General features: G+C 48.8%; 5 protein-coding genes. 3 read left to right on the top strand and 2 right to left on the bottom strand.

What is annotated here, in order from left to right; all coding sequences use genetic code 11:
* Positions 1-17 precede the first annotated feature (17 nt).
* Complete coding sequence (locus B2U90_RS07055; protein WP_292017479.1) at positions 18-695, bottom strand: RraA family protein; 678 nt, start codon at positions 693-695, stop codon at positions 18-20.
* 172 nt (positions 696-867) lie between these two features.
* On the opposite strand from B2U90_RS07055, the gene B2U90_RS07060 reads away from it, so the two are divergent.
* The 3 genes from B2U90_RS07060 to B2U90_RS07070 all read left to right on the top strand — a co-directional run bounded on the left by B2U90_RS07060 (position 868) and on the right by B2U90_RS07070 (position 4556).
* Complete coding sequence (locus tag B2U90_RS07060) at positions 868-1782, top strand: LysR family transcriptional regulator (RefSeq protein WP_292017480.1); 915 nt, start codon at positions 868-870, stop codon at positions 1780-1782.
* A gap of 99 nt (positions 1783-1881) precedes the next feature.
* On the top strand, positions 1882-3210 hold the full coding sequence (locus B2U90_RS07065; protein WP_292017481.1) for a hypothetical protein: 1329 nt from the start codon (positions 1882-1884) through the stop codon (positions 3208-3210).
* Positions 3207-4556 carry a sensor histidine kinase gene (locus B2U90_RS07070; protein ID WP_292017482.1) on the top strand — a complete coding sequence of 450 codons (1350 nt, stop codon included), beginning with the start codon at positions 3207-3209 and terminating at the stop codon, positions 4554-4556. Before B2U90_RS07065 ends, B2U90_RS07070 begins: the two co-directional genes overlap by 4 nt.
* 261 nt (positions 4557-4817) lie before the next feature.
* On the opposite strand, the gene B2U90_RS07075 is transcribed toward B2U90_RS07070, so the two are convergent.
* Complete coding sequence (locus B2U90_RS07075; RefSeq protein WP_292017483.1) at positions 4818-12263, bottom strand: bacteriophage T4 gp5 trimerisation domain-containing protein; 7446 nt, start codon at positions 12261-12263, stop codon at positions 4818-4820.
* Positions 12264-12347 lie beyond the last annotated feature (84 nt).

Raw genomic sequence — 12347 nt, forward strand, 5'->3', positions numbered from 1 at the left:
ATACATCATTATTTGATTTACTCTATTATTTCTGCACCAATTTCTTTGACTTTATCTGCTACCCAGGGACGGATATAGGTGCCATCTTCTACAATGTGTTTCATGATCCCCGCTTCTTTTTCCATGACCTTCTTCGTTGCAGCTGCAATATCTGCTGCTTCTTCCGGTTTGATGACGACGATGCCATCACCGTCACCGACGATGATATCACCAGGGCGGACGATTTTGCCCCCAAAGGAAATGACCGTATTGATTTCTCCCGGGCCATTTTTATACGGACCATTGGGAATCGCAGCTTTAGCATATACAGGGAAATCCATAGCCGCTATTTCGTCGGAATCACGGATAGCTCCATCTACGATAACACCAGCCAGGCCCCGTTTCTGACAATAGGTAATCATCAGTTCTCCAAAGATAGCACGGTTCACATCGCCGCCGGCATCAATGACGATGACATCACCCGGCTGTGCCATATCCATAGCCACATGGAACATCAGATTATCGCCTTCCGGTACTTTGACTGTAAACGCCGTTCCCAGCAAAGGAGCCTTGTTCAATGGGCAGATATCCGACCGCACTGCCGCTGTACGGTTCATGCAGTCATCAATATTGGCTACAGGCATTCCCTTAAATGCTTCTACTAAAGATTTATCTGGTCTTTCAATCGTTTTGATAATTTTGCATCCTACACTCATTCTTCTCTTTCCGCCTTTCATGTGTATAAATAATAGCATTCATGTTTAATGCTTTACCGGTATAAGCTTCATGTCTTGATATCATTTTATATCCAGGCTATAATAAAGTAAAATGAATAAATAAATAATTAATAATCAATTATTTTCATATTTGCTGAAAGGAGTATCACACATGCATATACACGACATCGAAGCCTTCCTGACCGTCGTTCAGACCCGCAATATCAGCCGGGCGGCTGAACAGCTCTACGTATCCCAGACGGCTATTACCCACCGTCTGCAGAATCTGGAAGCCGAACTAGGCGTTACTCTGTTGGAACGGGGCCGGGGCATCAAAGAAATTTCACTTACTCCTTCAGGACAGGATTTTATGCCTATCGCCCACCGTTGGGCTGCTTTATGGAAAGAGCTGGATCACTTCAAAGAAGAAGGAGAAAAACTTTCTCTTTCCTTTGGCTCTGTCCAATACCTGAATGATTTTATCTTTCCACCATTATTTCAAAAATTGCTGAATCATCAGCCAAAAATTCATTTATCCCTGCACACTGAGCATACGGCAGAATTATATCCTCTGCTCGAACGCAGGGAAATCGACGTAGCCATTGCCTGGCGGAACATCAAATATCCTGATATTCTCTGCACTCCCTGGAAAAAAACACCTTTAGTCGTATTAAAATCCAGTACCATATCTGACAAAGGCATTTCGACCATTGACAATACCGATTTAAATCCCCAGGACGAAATCTATGTTCCCTGGACACCGGAATTCAAAAACTGGCATGATGACCACTGGCCCAGTGATATTTACAGCAGTCCTACACTTCTTACAGGAGCACCTCTCACATTGCAAGTATTGAAAAACAGCGGCCGTTGGTCAATCGTTCCTTTGGGAATGGCACAGTATGCTTTTTCGCTGGGTGGATTCACCTATTCGTATTTATCCGATTCTCCCGCGCCCCTGACCGCCTATATTATCCAGCACAAAAAGCCCCGTCCCACCACGCAGAGGTCTCTTTCTATTTTTTTCAAATACTTGCAGGAATTTTCGTTGAATATTGACAGACAAGCATTAGCTTATAAAGTGTAACACATTGTTTACAATACATCGGCAGGGCTTTACATTAAATCTGGCTTATTGGTATAATATATGCATAATACTCATAATTATAAAAAGAAGGTCGTGCCTATGCATTCTTCGTCTCTGGCAGTCGGTCTCCTTCTTCTTGCCCTGCTGCCATCTATTTTCGTCCAATACAGAGTCTTTGTCCCACTCCTGGCTCCTTACCAATCACGCCGCCTGGCAAAGGCATTTATCCTGATGTATGCCGCCATTGTCCTGTGCGTTGTTTTTGTGTTTTCACAAGGTATTGTAGGCATCGCCTGGATTTCATTCAAAGACATCATATCCTTGCACGCTATCCCTTATCTGCTACTCGGTCTGCTGTATGTGCCGTCATACCGGCTGCAGTATGTATTCGTTCTGGGAATGCAGGGCCTGTATATTGTGGCACTTCTCACGCTCATTATGAACGTAGAGCTCCTGTTCATTCCTCCCAGTATATTTTTCCAACATATTACTCCGTTCCTCATGGCATACATGCTGTCCTATATCATCCTTGCACCACTGCTGCTAAAATTTTTCCGTTCCTTGTTCATCACCTATCATATGGTCGATATGCTGTCGTTCTGGAAATACACCGCCTGGATTCCAGTCTCACTGATCCTATATTCTGCCATTCTGGCCCATACCAATGAACCAATAGCCCGCGAATACCTCATTCCGCGCGTACTGCAGGCCTTGTTTGGGATTTGTATTGCCATTACGATGTATCTGGGCACGCGGAAAATGCATTATGCCATCGAACTCAAGCGTGAAAATGCGGCCCTGCTGACACAGATGGAAATGTTCGCCGACTATACGCGGATGCTTCAGTCCGCTCAGCGGCGCATGTCCATATACCGCCATGACACACGGCATCAGCTGCGCCTTCTGTCCAAATTAATCCAAGAAAAAGACGATACAGCTTCACTGGCCTTACTGAAAACGCTCACGCAGGAACTGGCTCAGACCCGTCCCTATCACTGGGGAGAAAACACCTGTATCCGGAAGACACTGCTTCCGCTCATCGAGAAAGCCCGGGAAGACGGTATCCCCGTCATGGCAGACCTCTCGCTGGCGCCGCATCTTCCCTTTGAACAGGAACTGGCTCAGGCGGCCGCCCGTCTGGTAAACGCCGCGATTGCCGTCAGCCGCTCTCAGGATAAAAGCAAGCAGTCTATCACAATCATTGCCCGTCAGACAGAAACGACAATCATGCTTCTCATCGGCAACCGTCAGACCGGCCCGGTATTGATGGATGCTGAAGGGCATCCACAAAACGGCCCATATGCCGAAGTGATACCGGCCCTGCATCAGTTTATAATAAATCATCAGGGAGTCGGCCGGTATACCTGCAAGAAGGGATGGGTTATCGCCAACGTGCGTATTCCCTGTAAGGGAGGTGCGTCCGTATGATATGGATACTCATTACTACTTGTCTGCTCACCCTGTCCATTGTACCGCCGGCCTATCTGCAGTATGCTTCTTTTGCCCCCTTGCTATCCATAACGCAAAAAAAATGGGTGTGTGCCGGATACGCTGTCTGTTTCATGGCAGAAACACTGGTCCTGATCTATCTCTTTCTCGGCGGGCAGTGGTCCCACTCTATTTTCATGTTCAAAAAGCTGTATTCCCTTTTATGGATTCCCTATTTTATCTGGGCCGTCATCATCATCCGTCCCTATTTTTTCCGGCATATCTACGTATTTGCCCTGCGCACCATATTCATGCTGATGCTCCATACCTTCATCTATTACGTATTCTATGTATTCATTCATCTGGGCATCTTACCTGTCAGCGAAAGCTCCCTGCTCTACCCACTCGAACTGTTTGTTTACACCATCAGTTATATACTCTGTCTGCCTTTCCTGATCCGGTATTTCAATGAAATATTCCGCAATGACCATGCGCTGAGCACACGGGTTTACTGGAAATATATCTGTGTCCTTCCCTGCCTGCTCCTGGCAGAATCTCTGTTTTTTGTCACCCAGTCTATCCCCAATGTAATCTATTTCGAAATGCTGGTGCCACGAATCATCATTTCCTGCGCTACCCTGCTCGTCGCCCTGAGCGTACGGGCCGGCATCAATCAGGCTGATGCCATTTATTTGACGCACGAACGCAATGACGCCCTGGCCGCTCAGATCCAGTCCAATCAGAATTACGCCCAGTCGCTGAATGAATCACAGACATTGATGGAACAGTTTTACGAAAAAAGACGGGAATATTTACAGAAATTGACAACCCTCATATCGGATCACGACTATGATAAAGCCCTGGCCCTGATTGAACACATAGGTCTGAAGCTCAATCAGACCAAACGGCAGCAGTATTGTAAAAACGCGGTCGTCAATGCCGCCCTTACGACTTATCTCAGTGCGGCCATACGCAAAGGTATCGCCGTCACGGCCCAGGCCGATATCCCGGACTGCAGTCCGGCCTTCAGCACGGACCTGTCCATGGTCTTTTCCAATCTCATTGAAAACGCTGTCCATGCCAGTGAAAAACAGGCAGAAGGCAGGCGCGTCCTGACGCTTCTCGTCGTTCGTCAGGAAGATATGCTGAACATTCTCATAAAGAACCGCTTCGATGGCACGGTCATATTTAACGAAGACGGGCTGCCAACGACCGATGCCCCGGGCCACGGCATCGGCATGAAATCCTTGGCCCGCTTCCGGGACGAATACCATGCCAATGTCATCTGTACCTGCGAAAAGGGCTGGTTCAGCACCTACATCCGGCTGGCACTGCCAGACACATAACATCTTCTAAGAAACAACAAACAGGCTGTCGCAATGTAAGCTACGAAAGCTATTTTGCGATAGTCTGTTTTAGTTTGCCAAAGAGCCGTCCCTTTGGCAGATACATCATGCTGCAGATGGAGAAATCTCATGTATGACCCATCGCTTATTGACAATATCTCACCAAATAACAAGACTGCCGCATCCTGAATGAAATTCAGGATGCGGCAGTTCGTCATGCCTTTTGCTTCCGCCTCTGACGATGCAGGGATTCAGCGTTTGTTATGCCTTGTTCTGGGCAGCCATAGCTTTCAGTTCTGGTTTAAATTCTTCTACCAGTTTCGCTTCTGCTTTGGCGCCTTTCTGCAGGGCTTTGTAAATGATTTCTGCCATTTCATAGCGGGTCATCGTGCGTTCGCCATGATACTTGCCATCTTCATACCCCTGGATGATGCCGTTGCCAGCCAGGCGGGATACGGCTTCATATGCCCAGTGGTTTTCCGGTACATCGGGGAATTCCTTGGACAGGTTCGGATTGAGGACAGACAAGAGGGCATCCATCTGATGCTGCAGGGTATTGACCTGGGATTCGAGATTCTTGACGTATTTTGCGCTTTCCGCCATCTGTTTATTCCGTGCTTTGTTGCCGCCGCGGCCGATGCGGACCGCTACGCCGCCGCCGATCATATTGTCATCCGAGCCGACTGTACCGGACAGGTTGACCATGACGTCTTCATTGGGGCGATAGAAGAGGCCCAGAGCCGTAGCCGTTTCGTTCTTGTAATTACCAACGGCTGCTGCCACATTGAACTTGGAATCGGCGTCAAATTCGAGAGGATGGAGGTTGGCCATAGCTGCTGCGTTAGCACCAACTTCGTTGATGCGGCTGTCCATCTTGCTGACGCGGCGGTTGGTTTCATAGAGCTGTGATCCATTGACCGCATCCAGGCTGTTGGCCGAAAGTTCTCCCGCTGCCACGTTGGTGATCTTCTGATTATTGGCGTTGATGCCATTATCATCAATATAGGTCTTGTCGCCAACTTTGTACGAAGAAGCTGTCACACTGCCCGATACGCTGGCATTGCCGCCTACGCTGAGGTCTTTGGCAACGGTGACCGTATCCTGGAAGTTTGCGGCTCCTGCTACATCGAGGGTGCCATCAATAGTCGCATTGTTGGTCACATGCAGGTCTTTCGTAGTGGTCGTGCCACCGACCGTGAGGTCTTTCATGACTTCAGCATAATCCATAGTCGCTTTGCCCGTTTCGAGGGTATTGCCGGAAATGGTCGTCTTCGTAATCGAACCGTCGCCGATTGCCGTGTTGTGGTCCGTATTTTCGAAAGTCGTGCCATCCGTCGTCGTAGTCACGGTGCTCTTGCCTACCGTATCTTTGATGCTGGTAGTTGCCGTGTTTTCAATTTCTGCTGCACTGTTGGACAGTTTTTCTTCCGCCTTGTTCACCAAGTTCTTGGCATCGTTGGTAATCGTTCCCTGTTTTGCCGTATTGGTGATATCCGCGCTTCCCTGACTTACGCTGGTGCTGGAAGTTCCATCGCTTGTGCTGACAGTCGTATTGACAAATCCATTGTCGGCATCTTTCAGGATATCGATGATGCTGCCGCTGACCAGTTTTTCCGTCGAAGTCGTTGCCGTCTTAACAGAAGCATTGTACTGGGTATCGCTGGCTTTGATCAGCTGTTCCGATTTATCCACGGTGTTGTTGGTATTGTTGGACTTGGTCCCGTCGGTGATGGAGGAGGCAAGGCTCTTTGCATCCTGGTTCACAACAGTGGTATTGGTGCCGTCCGTTACGGAGGAAGCGATCTGATCTGCTTTCTGCAAGTCGTTGGATGTATTGGTTCCGTCCGTAATGTTGGTATTGGTCTGGCCGGCAACCGTGTCGATGGTGGTCTTCTTGTCACCATCAATCAGCTGGGATTTTTCTTCGGCTGCACCGCGGAGATAGGAAGCGGTCTTGCCATCGGCCTGGCTCATTTCTTCCTTGGTCTGATAAGACAGCTGGGTAGAAGTATTGGAACCGGCATCGTTCGTCACTTTCTGTACGATGGAGCTGGTAGCATCGGTTTCTACATCGATAGCTTTGTTGGTAATCTTGTTCTTCGCTTCGTTGGTGATATTTTCTGCTGTCAAGCTGCTGTCACCAGTTACGGTCGTGGTCTGGTTTCCGCCTACCGTGGTGCTCAGGTTGGCTTTATAGTCTTCCGTCACATCGCCGGTCACAGTAGTAGACTGTTTTCCAGTGATGGTATTGGTCTGGTCACCAGTGATATTATTGATTTGATTGCCATTGACTGTGTGCTTTTCTTCACCGGTAATGGTGGTTTCCAGTCCGCCATTGTAGTTTTCCGTAGCTTTTCCAGTTACGGTTTCAGTCAAAGTACCGCCCACCGTATTAGTCTGGTTGCCTGCTACATAATGGGTTTCGTTACCGCCCACCTTGGTATCCAGGTCGGACTTGTAGTCTTCTGTGACTTTGCCGGTGACGGTGGTCTTCATTTCGCCGCCGACAGTCGTGGTCAGGTCTTTGCCAACCGTGTTGGTCATGTTTTCCGTAGCGTTGTTGATGATATCCTTGGCATCATTGGCGATCGTACCGTTCTTAGCCGTGTTGGTGATATCTTTTGCCGTCTGGGTGACGCCAGTGCTGTTGGTGCCATCCGTTACGGCGCTGCTGATGAACGGGTTGGCTGCATCGTCGAGGTTCTTGATGACGTCGATGATGCTGCTGCCGCTTACCAGGGCATCTTCCATCTTAGTAGCTGTCTTAGACGTAGCACTGTACTGGGTATCGCTGGCTTTGATCAGCTGTTCCGATTTGTCTACGGTGTTGTTGGTGTTGTTGGACTTGGTCCCGTCGGTGATGGAAGAGGCAAGGCTCTTTGCATCCTGGTTCACAACGGTGGTATTGGTGCCGTCCGTTACGGAGGAAGCGATCTGATCTGCTTTCTGCAAGTCGTTGGATGTATTGGTTCCGTCCGTAATGTTGGTATTGGTCTGACCGGCAATGGTGTCGATAGTAGTCTTGTTGCTACCATCAATCAGCTGGGATTTTTCTTCCGCTGCACCGCGGAGATAGGAAGCGGTCTTGCCATCGGCCTGGCTCATTTCTTCCTTGGTCTGATAGGACAGCTGGGTAGAAGTATTGGAACCGGCATCGTTCGTCACTTTCTGTACGATGGAGCTGGTAGCATCGGTTTCTACATCGATAGCCTTGTTGGTAATCTTGTTCTTCGCTTCGTTAGTGATGTTTTCTGCCGTCAGGCTGCTGTCACCAGTTACCGTCGTGGTCTGGTTTCCGCCTACCGTAGTGCTCAGGTTAGCTTTGTAGTCTTCCGTCACATCACCAGTTACCGTTTCCGTCAAGGTTCCTTTCACGGTATTGCTCTGGTTGCCATTGACCGTAGTGCTCTGGCTGCCATAAGTTTCTGTCACAGCTCCTTTGACGCTTTCCGTCTTGCTGCCACTGATGGTATTGGTCTGGTCTCCTGCTACCACATTAGACTGATTTCCGCCTACATTGGTGCTCTGGTCACCGTCAACCGTAGTTGCCTGGCTGCCGTATTTTTCCGTGACACTACCTTTGACCGTTTCCGTCTTGCTTCCACTTACCGTATTCTGCTGATTGCCAGCTACGATATTGGTCTGGTTTCCGCCTACAGAAGTTCTCTGGTCTGTCTTAACGTTGGTAACCTGGGCTTTGAAGTTTTCTGTTTCCGTTCCTTTTACACTGACCGTACGGTCTCCGGACACGGTATTGGTCTGATTACCTGCCACATAATGGGTTTCATTTCCGCCCACCTTGGTATCCAGGTCGGATTTGTAATCTTCCGTAACCTTTCCAGTAACAGTGGTCTTCATTTCGCCACCCACGGTGGTCGTCAGGTCTTTGCCAACGGTGTTAGTCATGTTTTCCGTAGCATGGTTGACCAAATCTTTTGCCTCATTGGTGATGGTTCCATTAGAAGCTGTATTGGTAATATCCGTCGTAGTCTGGGTGGAAGAAGTCGTGTTGGTTCCATCGGTGACTTCACTGGAGATGTTATCTACCTTCTGATCTACCTTGGAGAATACCGTATCAGACGAATTAATCTGATTCAGGATTTCATCGACACGCTGTTGGAACGTCGAGGTCTTACCTTCCTTATCTTGGAGGACACTACTGGATTCCGTTGCACTCTGAGTTGCTGTATTGGTGTTACTATCTTTATCCTTCAGTGTGCTCTGTGACTGAGTAGATGTCTGTGTAGACAGGTTGCTGTTCTTTTCAGAATCGATAACCTTGGACGTTACATCGTTGCCTTCTACAGTCAAAGTACTCTTGTTCCAGTTACCATCTGCATCGGTAGATTTCGCCCATGTAGAAGTGCCGTTTTCATCATAATCGATGGCGCTTTCTTTTTCACTGCCATCTTTGGTGCTGGTGGCTTTCTTGTAGCCCGTGATTTCACCGGCTGCCACTTTCGTGCTGGCCGTTACGTTGTTGTCCCCTACAATGCCGTTCTTGGTCAGGTCGATTTCATCCACATTCAGCTTGCCGTTGACCGTCAGGTCGCCGCCGATGGTGGCATCACCGCTGGTGGTGATGGTTTCAGCGCTCAGGTTCTTCACACCAGTGAGGTTGCCATTTTGCATGGTTGCCGTGCCATCAGAGATGCTCTTACCCTGGATAGCACCGCCGGCGGTCAGGTCACCGGTAATGGTGGCACTGCCTGCTGTGAGAGCGCCCTGGATGGAAGCGCTGGCTCCCGTAATGGCACCGCCTGCGTGAATGTCACCCAATGCGGAGATGTTGCCCGTGGAAGTTACGGTGCCGCCGGTAATGGTACCGCTGGTGTTGATGTTGCCATTGGTGATGGTAGCAATCCCATCGGTCAGGGTCTTGCCGGTTACCGTTCCGTTGCTCATGGAAGCACCCTTACCGTCGGTTACGGTTTCGCCGGTGATGGTTGCCCTAGAAGTGACATTTCCATTTTCATCTACGGTGAAAGCCCCGTTGGCCCCTTTGATCTTGCCGTCAGCGCTCATCGCTGCCTTGGCTTCGCTGTAGGTATCGCCGCCGGTGTAGACACCGTCTTTATCCACCACCGTGCTGTTGGTGCCAACCTTGATTCCATTTTCGTTCAGGGTGATCTGGTTGTCCTTGCCCTTGTTCAGGATCATTTCGTTGGCATCGGTCTTGGAGGTGGTCACGTTGCCCTGGGCGTCAATGGTAGTGGTGTTCTTTTGCAGGACATTGTCATTGCTCAGGCTCAGTCCGCTGTTGACGGCTTCCACCAGTTTGGTATCTGCTGCCACACGGGCCGAAGTTTCTGCCGTAATCTTATCATCCAGTACCGTATCGGCTGCTGCCCGTTCCTGGGCTTCCTTGGCATCAGCCTGGTTCAGAGCCGTGAACCCATCAGCCATGTTCTTGTTGATGGTATTGAACCCATCCACCATATTCTGGTTGACCTGCTGGATGACCTTATCCTGGGCTGCATCGGCACCAATTCGGGCAGCCGTTTCTTTTGCTAATGCCGCATCGAGATTGGTTACGTTTTCGCCGATGGTTTTGTCCGCTTTCACGATGGCCCCATCCTGTACGGCGGCATCGGTCTTGCTGACATAATTGTCGGAAGTCTGTTTTTCCAGATATTCCTTCACATTGGTGATCCGGGTATCCAGTTTTTCATCCCCTGCTTTGATTTCATCATGGATTGCATTGGCTTCGTTTGTAATGCGTTCGTTCAGTTCATTATCTGCCGCTTCACGGGCCTTTTCTTCTGCAGCTACTTTCCGATAGGTATACGTATTTGCTGCATCAACTTTCTGATCCGTTTCAGCCTTCGTATAAACGTCAGCTGCATTGGCTTTTTCCGCAATGGCATCGGCATTGGATTTAACCTGGGTATCGAGAGCGGAAAGGTTAGCCCCCACACTATTGGTTTGGACTACGTAGTTTCCGGTCTTCGTTGTATCATCGTAAACAGCTTCCGCTTCTACTTTCCCTGCTACCGATACATCACCAGTAGAGGTGATATCACCAGTAGAAAGGCTTCCAGAAGTCAATTCTCCACGGATTTCCATGTCTTTAACTGTCTGGTTTTCTTTAGTGCCTACAATCAAATCGCCGGTGCTGGAAATATGAAGGGCCGTGCTGGTTTTCTGGTCCGTCATAGCCTGCTTGATTTCAGTATCGGCGGCTTCCCGGGTTGCAGCTTCGTTGGCATCCGCCTGACTCAGGGCCGTGAATCCATCAGCCATATTCTTGTTGATGGTATTGAACCCATCCACCATATTCTGGTTAACCTGCTGGATAACTTTGTCCTGGGCTGCATCGGCACCAATCCGGGCTGCTGTTTCTTTCGCTAATGCCGCATCGAGATTGGTTACGTTTTCACCGATGGTGTTGGCGGCTTTCACGATGGCTCCATCCTGTACGGCGGCATCGGCCTTGCTCACATAATTGTCGGAAGTCTGTTTTTCCAGATATTCCTTCACATTGGTGATGCGTTCGTTCAGAGCCGTATCGCCAGCTTCACGGGCCGTTGCTTCGGCAGTGATAGCATCAGCATTAGATTTAACCTGGGTATCGAGAGCGGAAAGGTTAGCCCCCACACTATTGGTTTGGACTACGTAGTTTCCGGTCTTCGTTGTATCATCGTAAACAGCTTCCGCTTCTACTTTCCCTGCTACCGATACATCACCACTAGAGGTGATATCACCAGTGGAAATACTTCCAGATGTCAACTGCCCACGGATCTTCAGATCTTTGACGGTCTGATTTTCTTTGGTCCCTACAATCAGATTGCCATCCTTGGAAACATGCAGGGCCGTGCTGGTCTTATCCGTTGTAAACTGATCCGCATTGGCTTTGACCTGTGTATCCAGTGCAACGATATTTTCACCTACCGTATTGCCGGCCGTTACATAATTACCGCTCGTAAGGGTATTATCCACGACGCCCTGCATGCCGACGACTTTATTTTTAGCGGTAATATTGGTCTGGGAAACGATTTCCTTAGCACCTACCGTCGCCTGAGACGAAATATTTCCTGTTGCCGCAATGGTTCCTTGAGAAATAATGCTATTCGTGCCAATCAGGTCTTTCCCTTTTATGGTACCAGTAGCCGTAACCGTCTGACCAGCAATGGTTCCTACGGCTGTAATATTTCCCCGGCTATTAACACTTCCTGCATTCACAGCACCACCGGCACTCAGCGTTCCCGAAATGCTAGCTGATTTTGCAGAAACCGGACCAGCAACCTTCAATCCCGTTACATCCGTCGTCGTTGTGGTTTTTGTAGCGCTGTCATATGTTTCTTTCTGTAATGTATTGTCCGAAGAAAGAGTCAGTTTATCCGTTCCCAAGTTATCGATGACGCTCTGATGCTGGGCTAATTCAGTTTCGACGCTCTGCATAGCGGTTTTCAAATCTCCAATATCTCTTGCATTATTGGTAGCTTTCATTACCGTACCAGCCAGATTATCCACATCTCTTTGCGTACCCGTAATGACCTGCGTATCATTTATTGTCGCCGAGCTAATGGTTGCATAGCTATATCCCGCTCCGAGGGGACTAATCAATAAAGCTGCTACGGCTGCCAGTACAGCCCGTTTCGCCATACGGCCCGTGCTCGTGGATTTGCTCGTTCCTTTGGCTAATTCTGAAGCTACGACGTAGCAATTTCTTGATTTACTCCAGATGACTTTAAATATTTTATTCATGTTTTCGCCCCCTTTCTGTATAAAAATTCATCTATAACCCTAAATTTGCGTACAAAAATAAGACCTCACAAAAAATCTGTTTTT

It is taken from the genome of Megasphaera sp. UBA4233 (assembly GCF_002395615.1).
In the GTDB taxonomy this organism is placed as follows: Bacteria; Bacillota; Negativicutes; order Veillonellales; family Megasphaeraceae; genus Megasphaera; species Megasphaera hexanoica.

What these genes read in the sequence shown, in the direction of transcription:
- B2U90_RS07070 (WP_292017482.1), top strand. Translation starts at nt 3,207, where the DNA reads ATGATATGGATACTCATTACTACTTGTCTGCTCACCCTGTCCATTGTA.
- B2U90_RS07065 (WP_292017481.1), top strand. Translation starts at nt 1,882, where the DNA reads ATGCATTCTTCGTCTCTGGCAGTCGGTCTCCTTCTTCTTGCCCTGCTG.
- B2U90_RS07055 (WP_292017479.1), bottom strand. Translation starts at nt 695, where the DNA reads ATGAGTGTAGGATGCAAAATTATCAAAACGATTGAAAGACCAGATAAA.
- B2U90_RS07075 (WP_292017483.1), bottom strand. Translation starts at nt 12,263, where the DNA reads ATGAATAAAATATTTAAAGTCATCTGGAGTAAATCAAGAAATTGCTAC.
- B2U90_RS07060 (WP_292017480.1), top strand. Translation starts at nt 868, where the DNA reads ATGCATATACACGACATCGAAGCCTTCCTGACCGTCGTTCAGACCCGC.